This window comes from Curtobacterium guangdongense (assembly GCF_049341845.1).
Classification (GTDB): Bacteria; Actinomycetota; Actinomycetes; order Actinomycetales; family Microbacteriaceae; genus Curtobacterium; species Curtobacterium guangdongense.
In genome coordinates, this window is sequence record NZ_JBMPIT010000001.1 from 249,393 (window position 1) to 269,040 (window position 19,648).

22 protein-coding genes are annotated in these 19,648 nt (G+C 70.0%); 13 read left to right on the plus strand and 9 right to left on the minus strand.

The annotated features are described in order from the left end of the window. Positions 1-22 precede the first annotated feature (22 nt). The 5 genes from hrpA to ACO0E1_RS01200 are packed head-to-tail and all read left to right on the plus strand — an operon-like array spanning position 23 to position 5,785. Positions 23-3,871, plus strand: coding sequence for an ATP-dependent RNA helicase HrpA (hrpA, locus tag ACO0E1_RS01180; protein ID WP_422872489.1), 3,849 nt, complete (start codon positions 23-25; stop codon positions 3,869-3,871). A gap of 33 nt (positions 3,872-3,904) precedes the next feature. Beyond that, positions 3,905-4,657: a CPBP family intramembrane glutamic endopeptidase gene (locus ACO0E1_RS01185; RefSeq protein WP_422872490.1), complete on the plus strand. Its 753-nt coding sequence runs from the start codon at positions 3,905-3,907 to the stop codon at positions 4,655-4,657. Continuing rightward, a complete protein-coding gene (locus ACO0E1_RS01190) occupies positions 4,654-5,022 on the plus strand; it encodes a VOC family protein (protein ID WP_422872491.1) in 369 nt (122 codons plus the stop codon). Before ACO0E1_RS01185 ends, ACO0E1_RS01190 begins: the two co-directional genes overlap by 4 nt. Next, on the plus strand, positions 5,023-5,409 hold the full coding sequence (locus tag ACO0E1_RS01195; protein ID WP_422872492.1) for a hypothetical protein: 387 nt from the start codon (positions 5,023-5,025) through the stop codon (positions 5,407-5,409). It abuts the gene before it with no gap. A gap of 4 nt (positions 5,410-5,413) precedes the next feature. Next, complete coding sequence (locus ACO0E1_RS01200; RefSeq protein WP_422872493.1) at positions 5,414-5,785, plus strand: phosphotransferase family protein; 372 nt, start codon at positions 5,414-5,416, stop codon at positions 5,783-5,785. A 156-nt stretch (positions 5,786-5,941) separates the two neighbouring features. Here ACO0E1_RS01200 and ACO0E1_RS01205 read toward each other — a convergent pair whose 3' ends face one another. The 4 genes from ACO0E1_RS01205 to ACO0E1_RS01220 all read right to left on the minus strand — a co-directional run bounded on the left by ACO0E1_RS01205 (position 5,942) and on the right by ACO0E1_RS01220 (position 8,197). Further along, the gene (locus ACO0E1_RS01205; protein WP_422872494.1) at positions 5,942-6,490 is read right to left on the minus strand and encodes a hypothetical protein; all 549 of its coding nucleotides are present in this window, start codon (positions 6,488-6,490) and stop codon (positions 5,942-5,944) included. A gap of 12 nt (positions 6,491-6,502) precedes the next feature. Then, the gene (locus tag ACO0E1_RS01210) at positions 6,503-7,060 is read right to left on the minus strand and encodes a hypothetical protein (protein WP_422872495.1); all 558 of its coding nucleotides are present in this window, start codon (positions 7,058-7,060) and stop codon (positions 6,503-6,505) included. Positions 7,061-7,139: 79 nt separating this feature from the next. Then, on the minus strand, positions 7,140-7,649 hold the full coding sequence (locus tag ACO0E1_RS01215; protein ID WP_422872496.1) for a P-loop nucleotide/nucleoside kinase family protein: 510 nt from the start codon (positions 7,647-7,649) through the stop codon (positions 7,140-7,142). A gap of 2 nt (positions 7,650-7,651) precedes the next feature. Further along, positions 7,652-8,197, minus strand: a complete 546-nt coding sequence (locus ACO0E1_RS01220) for a YbaK/EbsC family protein (protein WP_422872497.1) — start codon at positions 8,195-8,197, stop codon at positions 7,652-7,654. Between the two features lie 36 nt (positions 8,198-8,233). On the opposite strand from ACO0E1_RS01220, the gene ACO0E1_RS01225 reads away from it, so the two are divergent. Then, positions 8,234-8,902, plus strand: a complete 669-nt coding sequence (locus tag ACO0E1_RS01225; protein ID WP_422872498.1) for a CatA-like O-acetyltransferase — start codon at positions 8,234-8,236, stop codon at positions 8,900-8,902. 63 nt (positions 8,903-8,965) lie between these two features. After that, positions 8,966-9,439 (plus strand): nucleoside deaminase, encoded by a 474-nt coding sequence (locus ACO0E1_RS01230; protein WP_422872499.1) that lies wholly within the window; start codon positions 8,966-8,968, stop codon positions 9,437-9,439. Positions 9,440-9,520: 81 nt separating this feature from the next. On the opposite strand, the gene ACO0E1_RS01235 is transcribed toward ACO0E1_RS01230, so the two are convergent. From ACO0E1_RS01235 to ACO0E1_RS01245, 3 genes are all read right to left on the minus strand, one after another. Continuing rightward, complete coding sequence (locus ACO0E1_RS01235) at positions 9,521-11,143, minus strand: type 2 periplasmic-binding domain-containing protein (protein WP_422872500.1); 1,623 nt, start codon at positions 11,141-11,143, stop codon at positions 9,521-9,523. A gap of 5 nt (positions 11,144-11,148) precedes the next feature. Beyond that, the gene (locus ACO0E1_RS01240; RefSeq protein ID WP_422872723.1) at positions 11,149-11,991 is read right to left on the minus strand and encodes a carbohydrate ABC transporter permease; all 843 of its coding nucleotides are present in this window, start codon (positions 11,989-11,991) and stop codon (positions 11,149-11,151) included. A gap of 80 nt (positions 11,992-12,071) precedes the next feature. After that, positions 12,072-13,070, minus strand: a complete 999-nt coding sequence (locus ACO0E1_RS01245; RefSeq protein ID WP_422872501.1) for an ABC transporter permease — start codon at positions 13,068-13,070, stop codon at positions 12,072-12,074. A 135-nt stretch (positions 13,071-13,205) separates the two neighbouring features. Between ACO0E1_RS01245 and ACO0E1_RS01250 the strand changes: the two genes are divergently transcribed. Genes ACO0E1_RS01250 through ACO0E1_RS01260 form a run of 3 tightly spaced genes read left to right on the plus strand, consistent with a single transcriptional unit; the run spans position 13,206 to position 15,379 of the window. Continuing rightward, the gene (locus ACO0E1_RS01250) at positions 13,206-13,937 is read left to right on the plus strand and encodes a class I SAM-dependent methyltransferase (protein ID WP_422872502.1); all 732 of its coding nucleotides are present in this window, start codon (positions 13,206-13,208) and stop codon (positions 13,935-13,937) included. 36 nt (positions 13,938-13,973) lie between these two features. Then, positions 13,974-14,996: a LacI family DNA-binding transcriptional regulator gene (locus ACO0E1_RS01255; protein WP_422872503.1), complete on the plus strand. Its 1,023-nt coding sequence runs from the start codon at positions 13,974-13,976 to the stop codon at positions 14,994-14,996. Beyond that, the gene (locus tag ACO0E1_RS01260; RefSeq protein ID WP_422872504.1) at positions 14,993-15,379 is read left to right on the plus strand and encodes a VOC family protein; all 387 of its coding nucleotides are present in this window, start codon (positions 14,993-14,995) and stop codon (positions 15,377-15,379) included. Before ACO0E1_RS01255 ends, ACO0E1_RS01260 begins: the two co-directional genes overlap by 4 nt. 28 nt (positions 15,380-15,407) lie before the next feature. Here ACO0E1_RS01260 and ACO0E1_RS01265 read toward each other — a convergent pair whose 3' ends face one another. Further along, the gene (locus ACO0E1_RS01265; RefSeq protein WP_422872505.1) at positions 15,408-16,139 is read right to left on the minus strand and encodes an esterase/lipase family protein; all 732 of its coding nucleotides are present in this window, start codon (positions 16,137-16,139) and stop codon (positions 15,408-15,410) included. A gap of 87 nt (positions 16,140-16,226) precedes the next feature. Between ACO0E1_RS01265 and ACO0E1_RS01270 the strand changes: the two genes are divergently transcribed. From ACO0E1_RS01270 to ACO0E1_RS01280, 3 genes are all read left to right on the plus strand, one after another. Then, positions 16,227-16,643: a hypothetical protein gene (locus tag ACO0E1_RS01270; protein ID WP_422872506.1), complete on the plus strand. Its 417-nt coding sequence runs from the start codon at positions 16,227-16,229 to the stop codon at positions 16,641-16,643. 16 nt (positions 16,644-16,659) lie between these two features. Next, positions 16,660-17,208, plus strand: coding sequence for a dihydrofolate reductase family protein (locus ACO0E1_RS01275; RefSeq protein ID WP_422872507.1), 549 nt, complete (start codon positions 16,660-16,662; stop codon positions 17,206-17,208). 95 nt (positions 17,209-17,303) lie between these two features. Further along, a complete protein-coding gene (locus ACO0E1_RS01280; RefSeq protein ID WP_422872508.1) occupies positions 17,304-18,602 on the plus strand; it encodes an NAD(P)/FAD-dependent oxidoreductase in 1,299 nt (432 codons plus the stop codon). Positions 18,603-18,707: 105 nt separating this feature from the next. On the opposite strand, the gene ACO0E1_RS01285 is transcribed toward ACO0E1_RS01280, so the two are convergent. Next, positions 18,708-19,613 (minus strand): SDR family oxidoreductase, encoded by a 906-nt coding sequence (locus tag ACO0E1_RS01285; protein WP_422872509.1) that lies wholly within the window; start codon positions 19,611-19,613, stop codon positions 18,708-18,710. Positions 19,614-19,648 lie beyond the last annotated feature (35 nt).

A 19,648-nucleotide genomic window follows, 5' to 3' on the forward strand; every position in this document is an offset into this window, starting at 1 on the left:
CGCACGGTATCCTGGAATGCTCATGTCTCCCACGCCGCCCGTCATCACCTACCCGCCCGAGCTGCCGGTCTCGCAGCGGCGGGACGACATCGCCGCCGCCATCCGCGACAACCAGGTCGTGATCGTCGCCGGTGCGACGGGGTCCGGCAAGACGACACAGCTGCCGAAGATCTGCCTCGAGCTCGGGCGCGAGCACATCGGGCACACCCAGCCCCGACGCATCGCCGCGCGCACCATCGCCGAGCGCGTCTCCGAGGAACTCGGTGGCGAGCTCGGCGACCTCGTCGGGTACCAGGTCCGCTTCACCGACAAGGTCAGCGCGAACACCCGGGTCAAGCTCATGACCGACGGGATCCTGCTGAACGAGATCCACTTCGACCGCGACCTGAAGCGCTACGACACGATCATCATCGACGAAGCGCACGAGCGCTCGCTGACGATCGACTTCCTCCTCGGGTACCTCAAGCGGCTGCTCCCCCGCCGACCCGACCTCAAGCTCATCATCACGAGTGCGACGATCGACCCGGAGTCCTTCTCGAAGCACTTCGGCGACGCCCCCATCATCGAGGTCTCCGGGCGCACCTACCCGGTGGAGATCCGCTACCGCGCCCTCGTCGCCGAGGACCCGGACGACGACGGGGACGACGACACCGATTCGCGAACGGCGGACGCCGGCAACGGTGCCGACGACCGCGACGCACTCACCGGCATCACCGATGCACTCGACGAGCTGGCACGCGAAGACCCGGGCGACGTCCTCGTGTTCCTGTCCGGCGAGAACGAGATCCGCGACGCCCAGGACGCGATCGAGGGCAAGCGCTACCCCGGCACCGAGGTCCTTCCGCTCTACGGCCGGTTGTCCGCCGCCGACCAGCACCGGGTGTTCCAGCGCAGTGCGACCCCGGGTGTCCGACGGCGAGTGGTCCTCGCGACGAACGTCGCCGAGACCTCGCTGACCGTGCCCGGCATCAAGTACGTCATCGACACCGGGACCGCCCGCATCTCCCGGTACTCGCCCCGCGCGAAGGTCCAGCGGCTCCCGATCGAGGCGATCTCCCAGGCCAGCGCGAACCAGCGGTCCGGCCGCGCGGGACGCACGAGCGCCGGTATCGCGATCCGGCTGTACTCCGAGGACGACTTCGAGCGGCGTCCCGAGTTCACCGACCCCGAGATCCTCCGCACGAACCTGGCCGCGGTCATCCTGCAGATGATCTCGCTCGGTTTCGGCGACATCGAGTCCTTCCCGTTCTTGCAGCCGCCGGACTCCCGTGGCGTGAAGGACGGCCTGGACCTCCTCCGCGAACTCCGCGCCGTGGACAAGGACGGCGCGATCACCAAGTCGGGCCGGCAACTGACCCGTCTGCCGATCGACCCGCGGCTCGGACGGATGGTGCTCGAGGCCGGTCGACAGGGTGTCGGGCGAGAGGTCATCGCGGTCGTCTCCGCGCTGAGCATCCAGGACCCCCGGGAGCGCCCCCTCGAGAAGCGCGCGCACGCCGATCAGCTGCACGCGCGCTTCGCCGACCCGACGAGCGACTTCCTCACCCTGCTCGGCCTGTGGAACTACATCGAGGACAAGCAGGACGAACTGTCGTCGAGTGCGTTCCGGCGGCTGTGCAAGGCCGAGTTCCTGAACTACCTCCGCATCCGCGAGTGGCAGGACCTGTACCGGCAGTTGTCGCGTGCGGCGAAGCAGGTCGGGATCCACGTCGGCAAGGAGCGCAAGGAGGACCCCGACGCCGTGCACCGATCGCTGTTGGCCGGGCTCCTCAGCCAGATCGGCCTGCGCGACCGCGAGAAGCGCGACTACCTCGGATCACGGAACACCCGGTTCGTGCTGTTCCCGGGCAGCGTCCTGGCGAAGAAGCAGCCGGACGCCGTGATGGCCGCCGAACTCGTCGAGACGAGCCGACTGTTCGCGAGGACCGCCGCGCGGATCGACCCTGCGTGGACGGAGCAGCTCGCCGGCGACCTCCTCAAGCGCACCTACGGCGAGCCGCACTGGGAGAAGAAGCATGGCGCCGTCGTCGCCTACGAGCGCGTGACGCTGTTCGGTGTTCCGATCGTGCAGCGCCGCCGCGTGCAGTACGCCCGGATCGACCCCGTGCACTCGCGGGAGCTCTTCATCCGGCACGCCTTGGTCGAGGGCGAGTGGGATTCGCAACAGGCGTTCGACCGTGCGAACCGCAAGCTCCGCAAGGAACTCGAACAGCTCGAGGAACGCACCCGCCGCCGCGACATCCTGCTCGACGACGAGACCGTCTACGAGTTCTACGACGCCCGGATCCCCGCCGAGGTCGCCACGACGCGCGACTTCGAGGGCTGGTGGCGACGAACCCGACGGGACGAGCCCGAGCTGCTGACGATGCGGCGGGAGGACCTCCTCGACAAAGACGCTGCCGAAGCCGCACAGGACGAGCAGGAGTACCCCACGCAGTGGCGGTCAGGCGACCAGCGCCTCGCGGTCAAGTACCGGTTCGAGCCCGGTGCCGCGGACGACGGGGTCAGCGTCCAGGTCCCGCTGGCGCTGCTCCCCCGCATGCGCGAGGAGGGCTTCGACTGGCAGGTCCGCGGCCTCCGCAAGGAACTCGTGACCGCCCTCATCAAGGCGCTGCCGAAGCAGATCCGGAAGAACGTCGTCCCCGCGGCCGACTGGGCGGAGAAGATCGTCGAGGAACTCCCCGACGATGCTCCGACGACCCCGACGGAGAGCTTCCGCGCGACCCTCGCGAAGACGATCCAGCGCATGACCTACGTGCAGGTCTCCGAGCGCGACTTCGACATGTCCCGCGTGCCCGCACACCTGTTGCCGACCTACGCGGTCGTCGACGAACGCGGCCGCCGCGTCGAGGCCGGCAAGGACCTCTCCGCGCTGCAGACCAAGCTGAAGGACCGGACGCAGCAGAGCGTCGCCGCCGCGACACAGCGTCCGGGTCGCGCAGGAGGCTCGGCGCGGGTCGCCGAGGCGTCCTCCGGCCGTCAGGTGGAGCGTTCGGGGCTCGTGGCCTGGCCCGACACGGACCTGCCGGAGATCCTGGACACCAAGCAGGCGGGCGGGGTGATCCGTGCGTACCCGGCGCTCGTCGAAGAGGGCTCCGGCCCGAAGGCGACCGTCGGCGTGCAGCTGCTCGCGAACCAGTCCGACCGCGTCGTGCAGATGCCGGCGGGCGTCCGACGACTCGTGATGCTCGCCGTGCCGTCACCGGTGTCGTACATCCAGTCGCACCTCACCTCGCAGGAGAAGCTCGCGCTCGCCGCCAGCCCGTACCCGTCGACGAACGCGCTCTTCGACGACGTGCTCGCGGCCGTGGTGGACGCCGGCATCCGGCGAGCGCACCCGGATGGACTGCTCTTCACGAAGGCCGAGTTCGAGGCCGTCCGTGACGCGGTGTCCGCATCCGTCGTCGACACGATGTTCACCGCCGTGTCCGAGGTCGCCGCGGTGCTCGCCGCCCAGCGGTCCGCGGAGCGAGCGCTCAAGCAGGCGACGAACATGTCCCTGCTGCCGGCGCTCAACGACATGCGGCAGCAGCTGGAACGCCTCGTCTTCCCCGGGTTCGTGTCCGTGGCCGGGCTCGACCGCCTCCGTCGGATCCGCGTGTACCTGCAGGGCGTCGAGGCCCGCGTGACGAAGCTCCTGCAGAACCCGGGCAGGGACGCCACCTGGATGCGTGAGGTCTCGGCGGCGACCGGCCGGTACGAGGACGCCGGGGGGACGTTCCCGCCAGCGGTCGGAGCGCACCCGGAGCTCGTGCACGCCAGGTGGATGCTCGAGGAGTTCCGTCTGAGTCTCTTCGCGCAGGAGCTCGGGACCGCCGAGACGGTCTCGCTGCAGCGCATCACGAAGGCCCTGGCCGCCGCCGCTGCCTGACCGGTAGGTTCTCCCCCGAGGCAAGGGGGCTCCATGGTGGAACGCGCGGACCGGTACGGCAGGGCGATCGAGCGAGCGGACGGACGGGACTTCCCGTTCTACGACGGTGATCCGATCGGGATCCGCGCGTGGCAGTGGGTGGCGATCGTCGTCGCCTGCGTCGCGGCGATCACCGTCCTGAGCTTCTACCCCGCCGCGGACAACGTCCAGTCCCTCGTCCCGCGGTTCCTCTTCACCGCGATCATGCTCGCGGTCCTCATCGCCGTCACGCGGCGACACTGGTCCCGGATCTTCCAGCGGACGACCGGCCGCGACGTCGGCGCCATGGTCTTGTTCGCGATCGCGAACCTCATCGTCTCGTTCGCGGTCGGGATCATCGTCAACGGGATCTTCGGCAGCAACGCGAACACGGCGGCCGACGGCATCCACGGGGCGGCCCAGCTCATCGCCTTCTACGTCGGGACGGCGATCCAACTCCTGGGCGAGGAGCTCTTCACGATCCTGCCGTTCCTGGCGGTCATGGCCCTGTGCCACCGCATCGGACTCACGCGCACCCAGGGCATCCTCATCGCCTGGCTCGCGACCGCGATCTGGTTCGGGGCCGCGCACCTGCCGACGTACGGGTGGAACGTCGCACAGGCCTTCCTGGTCATCGGTGTCGCACGGCTCGTCTTGACGCTCGCGTACATCCGCACGAAGAACATCGCCGTGAGCACCGGCGCACACATCCTGAACGACTGGGTGCTCTTCACGAGCACGATCATCGCGGCCTCGGTGCACTCGTGATCGGCTCACTCGACGTCATCGTCCTCGACTGCCCGGACACCCGGGCGCTCGCGCGGTTCTGGGCCGAGGTCCTCGGCGGCGAGATCGTGCAGTTCGACGACGACTGGGCCGAGGTGGTCCTGCCGATCGAGGGCGGCCGCCCGCTCCTCGCCTTCCAGCACGTCGACGACTACCGCGCGCCGGAGTGGCCCGGCCAGGTCGTCCCGCAGCAGATCCACCTCGACGTGAAGGTCGAGGACATGGACGCGGGCGAAACAGCGGTCCTGGCGATCGGCGCGACCGCCACGGGCGAGGGGTCCGACGGGTTCCGGGTGTACCTCGACCCCGCCGGCCACCCCTTCTGCCTGATCGTCCCGAACGACTGAGTGCACGACGTCATCGAGACCGTCGGCACCGCCGCCGGTATCCGACTCCGGCTCGTCCGCCCATTCCGGGGCGGGGAGCAGGGCGGCGCGCTCCTCGCGGAGGACGCGGACGGTCTGCCACTCGCCGTCGCGCTGCAGTCGGAGCCCTGGAAGACGGCACGGCTCCTCGACGCCGAACCGGTGATGCGGGACGCGGTTTCCCGTGGATGGCCCGCCGCAGCCTGGCTCCGGACCGGGCGGCTGCCGGACGGGACCGCGTACGTCGTCCAGGAGTTCGTCGACGGGGAGCCGCTCACCACCATCGACCGCGCGGCGGCGGAGCCACCCCTGGCGTTCGGCCGTGGCCAACCGGTCGAACGAAGGGCGAGCGGTCATCGATCGCGGTGACCAGATGCTCCGTGCCCGCGGATCGGAGACGCTGCCTGTCGACGACGTCGTGCACGGGGACCTCAGCGCAGCGAACCTCCTCCGGGACCCGGCTGGGCGGATCCGATTCGTCGACACCGAGACCGTCGGACGAGGCACCCGTGTCCGCGACCTCGCCGACCTGCTCCGCCAGTGTGCCCTCGCGACGTGGGACTCGACCGAGGCCGAAGCCGTGCTCGCCGACGAGGCCCTGACGATCGCGGGCGACGGGGTCTTCACCACCTGCCTCGTCGCCGTCAGCGTCAACAACCCCGCATGGTTGGCCGAGCACCGGACGATCGAGCAGTTCGACGACGCGTGTTCCCGCGTCCTCGACCTGTTCGACCGGTACTCGTAGGCTTGATCGACAGGTCCGAGGTCTTCTTCACCGACGACTCGGAGCGAAAGCTCACCGGGGCTGCCGAGGTCGGCATGGTGACGCACCACTTCACCGGAGTCAGCGGCCCCCGGCAGGCGCTCGTACAGCAGGAGGTCCCGTCACCGTTGGGCGAGATCACGCACGCAAGCCCGGATTCCACCCCGCAGGGCCGATGATCGTGACGGCGTGCCCTGCGTCGAGCCCTGCCACCGTTGTGAACCAATAGCCCAACCCCGACCCTGGATCGGACCACTCGATGCGCACACCGCTGAGGAGATGATCGTCCACCACCACGGTGACGTCGGACCTGTCACAGCGAAGGAGTTCACGCTCCGTCTGCTCTTCGACAGCGCGCATGACCGCTTCTTCGATCGAGTCGCCCCGGAGGACCTCCTGTATGAACTCCTCCGCGGCCCGCTCGCAGGCCATGACCACGCTGTCCGACTCGAGGAGGCGTTCGGTGCGGACTCGTGCCCACTGCCAATCGTCGCTTTTCTCATTCGCGACATGGTCGAAGACGTACACGTCGACGTAGTCGATCGTCTCATCGACGCCGTACGAGCCGACCCCTGCGAGTTCGAAGCCCGGGCAGTCCATCGGAAGGGCAACGCGAGCACCGAAGCGCTCCGCTGCTGTCGCCACGTCGTCTGCCTCGAATGGCAGGTACCGGCGGGCATCCACCATCCCGGCGCTCCGTCACTTCCAGGTCGGGTTCCCTGAGGAGCAGATGAGCCCCCAGGACGTCAGCACGTTACCCGAGGCCATCATCGAATTGATGCTTCCGGCTTGGCTGATCGCTTTCCAGCCCGAATTCCACGACGCAGAAATCGGCGCCAGTCCGGAATTGTTGTACGCCCGGACCGAGTTCGAGGTCGACACAGTGACGCTCCACGTGTGCGACACAGGGGCACCCCAAGCCGGCGAGATGACGTACCCGGTGCTGTACTTCCGGGTGGTCCGGTTGCCGTAGACGGTCGATGTTCCGCAGTTCCCGACGGAAGTACCCCGTCCCTCGCCAGGCAGGACACGCCCGTCAACCACGGTGAGGCTCCGCCCGGACGGCAGCGTGACCTCATCACGGCCGTCTGTACTCGTGCGGACGATCGCGCCGGCCGCCTGGGCCGCTTCGACGTCGATCCCTTGCACGGTCATCGCCCGCTCGTCGGACGTCACCGCGCTGGCCGGCGTGGCCGAACCGACGACGAATGCGGCACAGATGGCCACCCCAGCTGCGTATGCGGTGATCTTCCCCATACCCCTCCTTGTTCTGGCGTTAACATTCCAGATTCTGGGGTGGTACACAAGTACCAGCGGTATCGACTTCGGCTGGCGCTCAGCGCGCAGGGGGTCCCGTCACCCACGCGATGACGTCGGCGAGCACCGGGTCGTACCCGTCGGTCGTGTCGACCTGGAGCACCGGCACCCCGAGGTCCAGCGGGTCGGCCACCAGCGGCAGGTTGCCGGCCACACGGGCGTTCAGCGCCTCGCCGTGACCGCGTGCGACGAACCGCTCGTACGCGAGGTCCGACCGGCAGTGCACGTTGCGTACGGCCCCGACCGGCGCCAGGAACTCCCGCACGTCCGCTTCGGACTGGTCGCGGTAGAGCGTCGCATCGGCGATGACGCTGCACCCCGCCGCCGCGTACCCGGCCGTCGCCGTCCAGAACAGCCGGATCCCGTGTGGGACGACCTCGTCGCGCGACATCGCCCCGCCGGCCATCAGCCCCGCGTACAGCTCGTCTCGGTGCACCCGCGGCCACCCGAGTTCCACAGCGAGCGCTCGGGCGAGCGTGCTCTTGCCGCTCCCGGGGGCTCCGCTCAGCAGCGCGATGGTCGCCGCCACGGTCAGGCCTCGACGGGGTTCGCGAGCCCCTCGACCACCTCGACGTGCGGCAGCGCGGCGAGCACGGCGCCGGGGAGGAACAGCTTCGCACCGCGGACCCCGGCACCGATGACCGCGTCCGGGACCCCCGACACCCGGGAGTCCACGTACACGGGCCACTCCGCGGGCAGCCCGATCGGGGTGATCCCGCCGTACTCCATCCCGGTGCGGGCAACCGCCTCGTCCATCGGCGCGAAGCTGGCCTTCCGAGCGCCGAGCAGCTGCTTGACGGTGCGGTTGACGTCGAGCCGGGTCGACGCGAGCACGATGCACGCGGCGAAGGTGACGTCGCTCCCGCGCTTGCCGGTGACGACGATGCAGTTCGCTCCGCCGGTGAGCGGGAACCCGTACGCCTCGGAGAACGCGGCGGTGTCGGCCAGCTCCGGGTCGATCGCAGCGGCCTCGATCCCACTCGCGAGGTCCGCCGGGAGCGCTGCGATCGCCTGTGCCACGGGCACGGCGAGCAGGTCGACGGCTTGGAGGGCGGGGAGACGCTGCAGGATCGGCATACCCGCCAGCCTAGGGATCTGGGCCAGAGTGGTGCCATGGACGCGATGACCCCGGCAGTGACGCCGATCAACCTCGACACATGGCCGCGACGCGAGCACTTCGAGCACTACCGCGACGCTGTGCCGTGCACATACGCGATGACCGTCGACGTGGACGTCACCGACTTCGTCGGCGCTCTCGGCGACACCGGCCGGAAGACCTACCCGGCGCAGATCTGGGCGCTCGCGACCGCCGTGAACCGGCACCGGGAGTTCCGGATGACGCTGCAGCCGGACCGCTCCCCCGCCGTCTGGGACGTCGTGCACCCGGTGTTCACGGTGTTCAACCCCGAGCGTGAGACGTTCAGTGCGGTGTGGGTGCCGTACGACGAGGACTTCGGGACGTTCCACGACACCGCGGTCGAGGCACTCGCGACGTACCGGACGGCGACGACGATGTTCCCGCAACAGCCCCGCCCGGCGAACCTCTTCGACGTCTCGAGCCTGCCGTGGCGCTCGTTCTCGGGCTTCACGATCCAGGTGCGCGACGGCTGGGACCACCTGCTCCCGATCTTCACGATCGGCAGGTACCACGAGCGCGACGGCCGGACGCTGATGCCGCTCTCGGTCCAGGTCCACCACGCGGCCGCGGACGGCTTCCACACGACCCGCCTGATCGCCGACGTCGAGGCCCTCCTCGCCGACCCGTCCTGGCTCGCGTCCTGACGGTCCCCACCGCGTCCCCCGGTCGCCCACCGGGCGGGGAGTCGGCACGAGCAGGCTGGATCGATGAACGACACCGCACTCACCGAACGAGCCGTCCGCAGCGCCCTCGACAACGTGGAGGACGGCGGCAAGCCCTTCGCGTGCCTCATCGTCCGGGACGGCGAGGTCGTCGTCGAGGCGGTGAACCACGTCGCGCAGACCGGTGACCCGACCGCGCACGCCGAGATCCGGGCGATCCGGGCGGCGGCGGAGCAGGGGATCACCGACCTCGGTGAGTACGACGTCTTCGTCACCGCCTACCCGTGCCCGATGTGCCTCGGTGCGCTGTACTACGCCCAGCCCGGGCGCGTGGTCTTCGCCGCGACGCGGGAGCAGGAGGGTGAGCACTACGAGGACGGCAACCGCCTGATGACCCTCGCGACGTTCTACGACGAGTACGCGAAGCCCCTCGAGGACCGCACGCTGCGCACCGAGCAGGGGCGGGCCTCGGACCCGACCGCACCGTTCCGCGCGTGGACCGCCCGCCACGCCGGCTGACGACCGACCGGACCGACACCGGACTGGAGGCTCGGGGCGGAGTCGTCCCGAGCCTCCAGTCCGACGGCACGCACGTCGCGATCAGGCGGCGCGCGCCTGCAGCGCCTCCTCGTACTCCGCGCGCATGGCGTCGCCGCCACGGCGGCGCCATGCGCGCACCACGCCCTTCCAGGACGAGACCGGAGCGCGGCCGAGCAGGATGTCGTTGATCGCGTTGGACGCGTACGTGCCGACCGCCGGGCCCTTCGTGGAGTTCGTCGGCGAGTAGAGCCCGTACGTGGGGTTCGGCAACCCGTCGTCGAGCCACGACGCCAGGGACTCGTAGACGGTGTCCGTCATGCCGGGGCGGCCCGAGTAGAAGAGCGGCAGCGGGCACTCGGTGAAGTACTGCAGCGGGAACTCGCCGAGCGCCGTCTCGCTGTTGCCCGTCTTCGTGAGCGTCGGCGACCCGTCCTGCATCTCGTAGTCCCGTCCCTCGATGCCGAACTTGCGGTACATCCAGGCTTCGGTCCCGAACGGTGACGCGCACCAGTTGAGGACCTCGAGCAGGGTGCGGACGCGGTCGTCCGGCGCTGCGGCGAGCGCCGTGATCGCGTTGTTCGGATCGCCGAGCCACGGCTTGGCCTTCGCGCCGGACGGACCGACGAACGGCGCGGTCGTCAGGTCGAAGCCGCTGCCGGGGGTCGCCTGCTGGACGATGCCGGGGATCGCGCTGTACGTGTCCGACAGCATCAGCGCGGAGCCCTGCACGAGCCAGACCTTGCCGTTGTAGGCCGTGATGCTGTCCGGGTGCACGAGGTCCTCGGCGATGAGGCGGCGCGACACGTCGAGGAGGTCCTGGTACGCGTCGAGCTCGTACATGTGGGTGAGCTTGCCGCCGATCTGCTCCCACTGGTTCGGCAGGTCGAGCATCGGCGCGAGGATGCTCGTCGGCACCGAGGCGAGGGCCCAGCGGTTCGCGTGCGGGTCGGAGACCTCGCGGCAGAGCTGGACGAACTCGTCGAGGCTGCTGAACGCCGGGTCGACGCCGAGCCCCTCGAACAGGTCCTGGCGCCGGTAGAGCACCTGCGACGTGAGCGGCCCGCGGGGCACCGGCACGGCGTAGATGCCGCCGGAGAACACCGTCCCGCGCCAGGACGCCGTCGGCAGGTTCGCGAGGTACGGGAAGTCCCGCACGCCGCTGCCGGAGAGGTGTTCGGTGAGGTTCTGGGCCTTCGCCTCGAGGAACTGCGGCAGGTACGGGAACGACCCGAACACCGTGAACACGTCGCCGAGCGTGTCGCCGGCGACCTGCGTGGCGAACTTGTTGCCGAAGTCCGCGTTCGGGGTGATCGTCAGGTCGAGATCGATCCCCATCCGCTCGTCGAGGCCCTGCCAGTACGGGTTGCTGCCCTTGGTCGGCGGGACGGGCGAGTTCGTCGGGACGCTGCCGTGCACGGTCGAGCCGTCCCCCGGCTTGTGGGCGGTCGGGACGAGCCGCTCCGGGATCCGTCGGAACGCGCTCGGCATGAGCGCGCTCGTCTTCGGCAGGACGGGTTCCGGCCCTCCGGTCCACGGGACGTAGTCCGGCAGTGCGACCGCCTTGTTGATCGCCGTGACGTCGGTGGAGCGGGTCACGGTGGAGCAGCTGGCCAGGAGGCTCGTGGCCGCGATCCCGAGGCCGCCTGCGAACAGTGCGCGGCGGGTGATTCCGTTATTCGTCACGCTGGTCAGCCCTTCACCGCGCCGGTCAGGACACCCTTGGCGAAGTGCCGCTGCAGGAACGGGTAGACGATGAGGATGGGGACGATCGACACGACGAGGATCGCCATCTGGATGGACGCCTGCGGAGGCAGGGCGTCGGAGCTCGTACCGAGGTCGGCGCCGCCGAGCTGCGCGTTGTTGATCACGTAGGTGCGGAGCACGAGCTGCAGGGGCCACTTCGCGGTGTCGTTGATGTAGAGCAGCGCGTTGAAGAAGGCGTTCCAGTAGCCGACCGCGTAGAACAGGCCGATCACCGCGAGGACGGCCTTCGACAGCGGGAGCACGATGCGCAGGAAGACCCCGAAGTCCCCGGCGCCGTCGATCCTGGCGCTCTCGATGAGCTCCTTCGGGATGTTCATGAAGAACGACCGCATCACGATGACGTTGAACGCGCTGAGGGCCGTCGGCAGGATGAGCGCCCAGTACGAGTCGAGCAGGCCGAACTGCTTCACGACGAGGTAGTTCGGGATGAGCCCGGGGGCGAACAGCAGGCTGACGAGCACCAGGCCGAGCACGACACCGTGGCCGTACGAGCCGGGTCGGCTGAGGGCGTACGCGAGCATCGCACTCACGAACAGGCTGATCAGCGTGCCGACGACAGTGATCCCGACGCTGACGAGCAGCGCCCGGGTGACGACGCCGCCCGCGAAGATGCTCTCGTACGCGCCGAAGTCGAGCCCCTTCGGCCACATCACGAACCCGCCGGCGTCGTTCACCTGGCTGGTCGGGGCGACGGACGTCGAGACGATGCCGAGGAACGGCAGCAGTACGACGAGGCAGATGACGAACAGCACGAAGCCGGTCAGCATGCGGCCGGGCAGCGGCGGGGCGTCGAGTCGCTTCCGCTTGGTGTTCCGCGACCCGGGGACGGTGACGCTGCGCGTGACACTCATCGGGACTCCTTCTGGTAGACGCCCGACTCACCGAAGACGTGGGCGAGCTTGTTGGCGCCGAGCACGAGCAGCACGCCGACGACGCCCTTGACGAGTCCGACGGCAGCGGCGACACCCCACTGCCCGCCGAGCACGCCGTTGTTGTAGACGTAGGTGTCGAGGACCTCGCTGGCGGCCCGTCCGACGGCTGCCTGCTGGAGGAGGATCTGCTCGAACCCGACGGTGAGGGAGTCCCCGAGCCGCAGGATGAGCAGCAGGATGATGATCCCCCGCATGCCGGGGAGGGTGACGTGCCAGAGCTGCCGCATCCGGCTCGCACCGTCCATCTTCGCGGCCTCGTACAGGCTCGAGTCGATCTGCGAGAGCACCGCGAGGAACAGGATCGTGGCCCAGCCGGTGTCCTTCCAGATCACCTGGCTGGTCAGCAGGGCGATGAACCCGTTCGGGTTGCCGAGGAAGTCGATCGCGTCGCCGCCGGCGGCTCGGATGGCGTTGTTCACGAGGCCGGAGCCGCCGAGGATCTGCTGGAACACCGCGACGACGATCACCCAGGACAGGAAGTGCGGCAGGTAGAGGACCGACTGCACGACCTTCTTGATGCGCTCCGAGAGCAACGAGTTCAGCATCAGCGCGAGGACGATCGGCGCCGGGAACACGAACACGACCTGCACGAGGGTGATGACGAGCGTGTTCCGCAGCGCCCCGAGGAACTCCGGGTCGCCGTTGAAGATCACCGCGAAGTTCTCGAACCCGACCCAGGGGCTCCGTCCGAGCGGGACGAACGGCAGGTACTCCTGGAAGGCGATGAGGTTGCCGAGCAGGGGCAGGTAGTGGAAGCCGAGCAGCAGCGCGACACCTGGCAGCCCCATCAGGAGCAGCACCTTGTCCCGCTTGATGCGCTCCCACGTGTTCCGTCGCCGCAGGACGGGTGCCGGGTTCGGCGCCGTCCTGCGGGTCCCTGCCGCGGGTTGCACGCGGTCGTCGAGCTTCGTCACTCCTGGCCTCCTCCGTTGGATTCCTGAGGTGACCCTGTCGGTCGCGGCAACGTTGCGGCAACTCGTTGCCAAACGTTTCCATCGTTGTAACGGTCCAGTGATCGCTCACCCGCACGGGAGTGGCAGGCTGAGCGCATGACCTTCGAGCAGCACGCGCACGCGTTCGGAGCCGCCGCCGACGCCTACGAGCGCGGTCGGCCCGGGTACCCGGCGTCGGTCGCGGAGTGGCTCGCGCCGGACCGGGTCGCCCGAGCAGTCGACGTGGGAGCCGGCACCGGGAAGTTCACCGCGACGCTGCTGTCCCGTGCTGCCTCGGTCACGGCGGTGGAACCCGACGCGGCGATGCGGGAACGCCTGTCGGCCGTGGTCCCGGGCGTCGAGGCGCTCGAGGGCACGGGTGAGTCGATCCCGCTCCCGGACGGCGGCGCCGACCTCGTGACGTTCGCGCAGTCGTGGCACTGGGTGGACCCCGTCGCCGGCGCGGCCGAGGTCGCCCGCGTGCTGCGCCCCGGCGGGGTCCTGGGGCTGATCTGGAACGTGCGCGACGAATCGGAACCCTGGTCGGAGCAGCTCGGGAACATCATCAGGCGCCCGGAGTCCCGCGTGACGGCGTACGACCGACCGATCGTCGGCGCGCCGTTCCACGACGGCGAGTACCGGGCGTTCACCTGGGTGCACGAGCAGTCCCGGTCGGACTTCCTCGACATGGTGGCCTCGCGGAGCTACGTGATCGTGCTCCCCGCGGCCGAGCGTGACGCCCTGCTCCGGGACGTGGCCGACCTACTCGACACCGACCCGACGACGGCCGGAAGCGCGACGATCGCGGTCCCGTACGTCACCCACGTGCACCGGTACGTCCGTCCCTGAACCGGGATCGACACCGGCTGGCGCTACGGTTGCACCATGCGTGCGACCGTGCGGGACGTCGCGGCCCTCGCCGGGGTCTCGCCGAAGACCGTCTCCAACGTCATCAACGGCGGTGTCGTCGTCCGCCCGGAGACCCGGGAGCGGGTGGAGCAGGCCCTCGCGCAGCTCGACTACGTGCCGAACCTCTCCGCCAGGGGCCTGCGCAACGGCCGCTCGGGCGCCATCGCGTTGACGCTGCCCGAGATGAGCAGCGCGTACTCCGCCGAGCTCGCCCGGTGGTTCGTCGAACTCGCTCGCGACCGCGACTGGGTCGTGCAGCTCGACCAGACCGCGAACGACCCGGAACGTGAGCGCGAACTCGTGTCCCGCGCCAGGGCGCACCTCGTCGACGGCCTGATCCTGAACCCCGTGACGCTGAGCGCCAGTGTCCTCGCGTCGACCGCCGGGCTCCCGCCGACGGTCGTCATCGGCGAGGTCGAGCCGGAGCACGTCGACCAGGTGCACGTGGACAGCGTCGCGGCCGCGACCGAGGTCACGCGGTACCTGCTCGACCACGGCCACCGCCGGATCGCCGCGGTCGGCGCCCCCGAGCCCACCGCCGACCACACCAGGATCACCGCCACGAGCGAGCTGCGCGTGAGCGGGTACGAAGCGGCCCTGACCGCCGCGGGGGTCACGCCGGATCCGTCGCTGCGGGTCCCGCTGCCGTCGTGGTCGACCTCGGACGCCGCCACCGCGTTCGCCGCGTGGCTCGACGAGCACCCGCTGCCCGACGCGGTCTTCGCGTTCACGGACTCGATCGCGTTCGGCGTGCTGCACGTCCTGGCAGCCCGGGGCGTCCGCGTGCCGGACCAGGTCAGCGTGATCGGGTTCGACGACATCGACGGCGCCGCCTACGCGATCCCCGCCCTGACGACGGTGTCCTTCGACCGCAGGGCCTTCGCCGACGCCGCGCTCGACCTGCTCACCGCACGCATCGCCGACCGCGACGCCCCACCCGCCACGGTGGTGATCCCGCACCGCATCGTCGAGCGCCAGAGCGTACGCTCCGCGCCATGACCACCGCCGACGCGTCGATGCCGACCCTCGCCGCAACCGTCCTGCAGTCCCCCGAGCCGCTCGTGCTCGCCCGGTTCTACGGGGCGCTGACGGGCTGGACCGTGTACGAAGACGATCCCACCTGGGCACGCATCCGCCCCGAGGACGGCCCGGGGTTGTCCGTGCAGTTCGAGCCCGAGTGGGTCCCGCCGATCTGGCCGGGCACGAAGGACGCCCCCGGGATGCAGCTGCACCTCGACTTCCAGGTGGAGGACCTGCCCGCGGCGGTCGAACGTGCCGAGACACTCGGTGCGACCCAGGCCGAGTACCAGCCGCAGGACGACGTCCGGGTGATGCTCGACCCGGACGGTCACCCGTTCTGCCTGTTCCTGCCCGGAGCCTGACACCGGCGGGACCGGTCGCGCAGCGGGGTCAGTCCGCGACGGCGTCGAGCACCACGTCGCGGGTGTGCGGATCGCCGAGGATCCGGAAGTGCCCGCCGACGGGCACGCGGACGTTGCGGGCTCCCGTCAGTTCGCTGCCACCCGGGATGAGCGTGTCGAACACGCCGTAGACCGACGTGATCCGCACGTTCGTCCCGAGCTGCTGCGCCAGGCCCGCGATGACCGGGTCCGTCGCCCGGAAGACCCGGAGGTGCGGCACCGGGGCGAGGTCCGCCAGCACCGACCCCGCGAACGGCGTCGACACCGCGACCATGCGGTCGATGCGGCCGCCGTCGTCGAGCTCGGTCATCGCGTACTTGCCGATCAGCCCGCCCTTGCTGTGGGCGACGACCACGACGTCCCGGAGGTCGTGCTCCACGAGGTACGCCATCACGTCCGCTGCCGAGACCGGCACCGGCCGCACGTTGTGCCGCAGCACCGCGACGACGTGCACGGGGTGTCCCCGATCGTGCAGGGCGTCCATGAGCGGGCGCATGAAGTGCCAGGTCTCGTACACACCGGGGATCACGACGACGGGGCTCTGGTCGCCGTCCCGGTAGTCGTCCGCAGTGGTCGGGCCGAGGCTGCTGATCTGCCACCTGGCCGCGTAGATCCAGTCGAGGACGGCCCACCACGCGCGCTGCGCCAGTCCGGGGCCGGGAGGCACGGGCCGACCCGTCAGCGGCGGCTCGCCTCCACCTGCACTCGCCTCGTCCGTCACCCGACCGACAGTACGCACGTCTCGTTTCGCAGGCGCTCGGCAGCGCGGTCATCGGACTCCCATAGCCGACGGGCGTGGACTGCCGCCATGGACGAGAAGAACGAGAACGCTCCGGCTGACCGGGCCACCGACTGGAGCGCGGCACCGGCGCCGACCTCGACGGTCGACCCCCACCAGCCGTACCGAGCGGAACCGAACGGCTGGTACGGCCAGGGACCGGCTCCCGTCGGCCCGACAGCCTGGTACGGGGCTGCTGCACCGACCGGACAGCGCTCCGGCAGGCCGCGCCCGCCGTGGTTCTGGCCGGTGCTCGCGATCGTGATCGGTGTGGCGGCGCTCCTGGTCGGCGGGGGTGCTGGTTTCGCGATCGGCCACGCGATCGGCGAGCACCAGTCGCGGTCGTCGACCACGCAGGTCCCCGGGCAGGGCTCGAACGAGTTCCCCGGCGGGAGCAACGGCGGAACCGAGGGCGGGACGAACCAGTTCCCCGGGCAGGGCAGCTGAGGACTACCCTCCGAGCATGCGGAAGGTCACGGCAGGGCTGTTCACGTCGGTCGACGGCGTCGTGCAGGACCCCTACGAGTTCCAGTACGACAGCTTCGACGACGAGCTCGGCGCCGGGATGGGGTCGTTCATGGCCCGCACCGACACGGTCCTGCTCGGGCGGAACAGCTACACCGAGTGGTCCGAGTGGTGGCCGGCGCACCCGGAGGACCCCTTCGGACAGTGGATCAACCCGATCGAGAAGTACGTCGCGTCGACCACGCTCGGCGACGACCTGGCGTGGCAGCACTCGACGCGCATCCACGGCGACGTGCACGAGTTCGTGCGGGACCTCAAGCAGCGCGACGGCGACCACATCGCGGTGTGCGGCAGCGTCACGCTCGTCCGGAGCCTGTTGTTCGCTGGGCTCCTCGACGAGCTGCAGCTCATGGTGCACCCGGCGATCGCCGGACGCGGGCGGAAGCTCTTCGAGCCGACCGACCCGGCCACGCGCCTGCGTCTGGTCGACAGCACCGTGACGAGCAAGGGCAACGTGGTGAGCACCTACGCGCCGCTGGCGGTCTGACGGCGGCGATCCGAGCCTCCCGTCCGTGAACCGGGAGCGGCCAGAAGCGGCGTACCGTTGACGGTGCCGTTGACCGCATCACCCCCGGAGCTCACATGCCGCAGGACACCCGCCCGCACGTCGTCATCGTCGGCGGTGGATTCGCCGGCGTCGCCGCCATGCGCGAGCTCGCGGACGCTCCGGTCCGGGTGACGCTCGTCGACCGACACGTCTACAACATGTTCCAGCCGCTCATGTACCAGGTGGCGACGGGTGGGCTCAACGCCGGGGACGTGACGTACTTCCTGCGGAGCCTCCGTGCGAAGCAGGACAACGCCGAGTTCCGGCACGGGCTCCTCACCGGCATCGACCCGGTCGGCAAGGTCGCCGAGATGTCCGACGGCGAGCACCTGCACTACGACCAGCTCATCCTCGCGAACGGCGTCAACACGAGCTACTTCGGCACCCCGGGTGCGTACGAGTACGCGTACTCGATGTACTCCCGCTCGCAGGCGCTCCGCATCCGCGACGAGCTCTTCACCCGGCTCGAGGAAGCAGCGGCGAACCAGGGCCCAGACGAGATCAAGATCGTCATCGTCGGTGGCGGCGCGACCGGCGTCGAGATGGCCGGTGCCCTCGCCGAGCTCCGCGACCAGGCACTCGAGGGTGCCTACCCGGAGATCCTGCCGGGCAACATCACGATCACCCTCGTGCACCGGAGCGGTGAGCTGCTGAAGCCGTTCGCACCGCGGCTCCGTCGGTACGCGGCGAAGGTGCTGCGGAAGCGCGGGGTCATCCTCCGCCTGAACACCGGCGTCGCCGAGGTCCTGCCCGACGGGGTGAAGACCGCCGACGGCGAGTTCATCCCCGCGTCGCAGGTCATCTGGGCCACCGGGGTCGCCGCGCACAAGGAAGTGTCGAACTGGAACATGCCGCAGACGCACGGCGGGCGGATCAAGGTGAACGACGACCTCAGCGTGCAGGGCGTCGACGGGATCTGGGCGGCGGGTGACATCGCCGCGCAGGACGACGCCCTCGCGCAGCTCGCCCAGCCGGCACTGCAGGGCGGGAAGCACATCGCCCGGCAGATCGTCCGCTCGCTCGAGGGCAAGCCGACCGAGCACTTTAAGTACTTCGACAAGGGCACCATGGCGACGATCGGCACGAACGCCGCAGTCGCCCAACTCCGCGGCGGGATCACGATGGTCGGGCCGGTGGCCTGGGCCGCGTGGGTCGTCGTGCACATCGCGTCGCTGCTCGGCAACGGCAACCGTCTTTCGACGCTGTCGCACTTCTTCGTCCGGTACCTGTGGTTCATGCGGAAGCGGGCGATCCCCATCGTCGGCGACGTCCGCCCGGTGCGCCCGAACGGCGACCGCGAGCCGGAGCCCTGGCAGATGCAGAAGGCCGAGTAGCGCGGGAGCGGGGTCGGGCGTCCGGAGTCCGGCGTCCGGCGGGTTCCGACTCGGAACGACGAAGTCGCTGTCGTCCGACAGCGACTTCGTCGTCCCACGGACGCGCTACGAGACCCGCACGTCGAAGTACGCGCCCGCGGCGATGTCCTCGGCGAGGGTCGGGCCCGTCGGGGTCCAGCCGAAGCGCTCCTGCGTCTCGGTCGACGTGGCGGACATCTCGAGCCCGAAGAACCGCCCGATGAACCCGAAGTGCGACTCCGCGTCCGCCGGGTCGATCGAGGTCACCGGTAGCCCGAGTCCCTCGCCGATGGCCTCGGCGATCGAGCGCGTGGAGACGACGGGCTCCGCGACGGCATGCAGTCTGGTGCCGGCCGGGGCGCTCTCGAGCCCGAGACGCACGAGTCGGGCCGCGTCGGAGCGGTGCACGGCCGACCAGTTGTTCGTCCCGTCGCCGATGTAACCCGAGACACCCTGCTGCTTCGCGGCCGCGACGATCGCCGCGATGAACCCGTGGTCGCCGATGCCGTGCACGGTGGGCGCGAAGCGGGCGGCGACGGTGCGGACTCCCTGGCCGACGAAGTCGAAGCCGCGGTTCTCGCTCCCGCCGCGCATCGAGTCCGGGCCGACGAACGGGTTCGGGTCCGCCTCGGTCGCCGGGCGGTCGGACGCGAGCCCCGCGACGCCGGACGCCACGATGAACGGCCGGTCGCTGCCGGCGAGCGCCGTGCCGATGGTCTCGACGACGGCGCGCTCGGCCGCGTTCGTCGCGACCGGGTTCGCCCAGTCGTGCTTGTTGGCGAGGTGGACGACGCCCTCCGACTCGGAGGCGCCGCGGCGGATGGCGTCGAGGTCGTCGAGGTCGCCGCGGAGTGCGGTGGCGCCGGCCGCCTCGACGCGGGCGACGGAGGCGTCGGACCGGGCGAGACCGACGACCTGGTGGCCGGCGGCGACGAGCTCGTCGACGGTGGCGGAGCCGATCCAACCGGAGGCTCCGGTGACGAATACGCGCATGGTGTGTCCTTCCAGAACAGTGATGTCATTGACTG

Coding starts and splice junctions, on each gene's coding strand:
- hrpA (WP_422872489.1), top strand. CDS start 23: ATGTCTCCCACGCCGCCCGTCATCACCTACCCGCCCGAGCTGCCGGTC.
- ACO0E1_RS01185 (WP_422872490.1), top strand. CDS start 3,905: ATGGTGGAACGCGCGGACCGGTACGGCAGGGCGATCGAGCGAGCGGAC.
- ACO0E1_RS01200 (WP_422872493.1), top strand. CDS start 5,414: ATGCTCCGTGCCCGCGGATCGGAGACGCTGCCTGTCGACGACGTCGTG.
- ACO0E1_RS01205 (WP_422872494.1), bottom strand. CDS start 6,490: ATGGTGGATGCCCGCCGGTACCTGCCATTCGAGGCAGACGACGTGGCG.
- ACO0E1_RS01210 (WP_422872495.1), bottom strand. CDS start 7,060: ATGGGGAAGATCACCGCATACGCAGCTGGGGTGGCCATCTGTGCCGCA.
- ACO0E1_RS01220 (WP_422872497.1), bottom strand. CDS start 8,197: ATGCCGATCCTGCAGCGTCTCCCCGCCCTCCAAGCCGTCGACCTGCTC.
- ACO0E1_RS01225 (WP_422872498.1), top strand. CDS start 8,234: ATGGACGCGATGACCCCGGCAGTGACGCCGATCAACCTCGACACATGG.
- ACO0E1_RS01230 (WP_422872499.1), top strand. CDS start 8,966: ATGAACGACACCGCACTCACCGAACGAGCCGTCCGCAGCGCCCTCGAC.
- ACO0E1_RS01240 (WP_422872723.1), bottom strand. CDS start 11,991: ATGCTGACCGGCTTCGTGCTGTTCGTCATCTGCCTCGTCGTACTGCTG.
- ACO0E1_RS01250 (WP_422872502.1), top strand. CDS start 13,206: ATGACCTTCGAGCAGCACGCGCACGCGTTCGGAGCCGCCGCCGACGCC.
- ACO0E1_RS01255 (WP_422872503.1), top strand. CDS start 13,974: ATGCGTGCGACCGTGCGGGACGTCGCGGCCCTCGCCGGGGTCTCGCCG.
- ACO0E1_RS01260 (WP_422872504.1), top strand. CDS start 14,993: ATGACCACCGCCGACGCGTCGATGCCGACCCTCGCCGCAACCGTCCTG.
- ACO0E1_RS01270 (WP_422872506.1), top strand. CDS start 16,227: ATGGACGAGAAGAACGAGAACGCTCCGGCTGACCGGGCCACCGACTGG.
- ACO0E1_RS01275 (WP_422872507.1), top strand. CDS start 16,660: ATGCGGAAGGTCACGGCAGGGCTGTTCACGTCGGTCGACGGCGTCGTG.
- ACO0E1_RS01280 (WP_422872508.1), top strand. CDS start 17,304: ATGCCGCAGGACACCCGCCCGCACGTCGTCATCGTCGGCGGTGGATTC.
- ACO0E1_RS01285 (WP_422872509.1), bottom strand. CDS start 19,613: ATGCGCGTATTCGTCACCGGAGCCTCCGGTTGGATCGGCTCCGCCACC.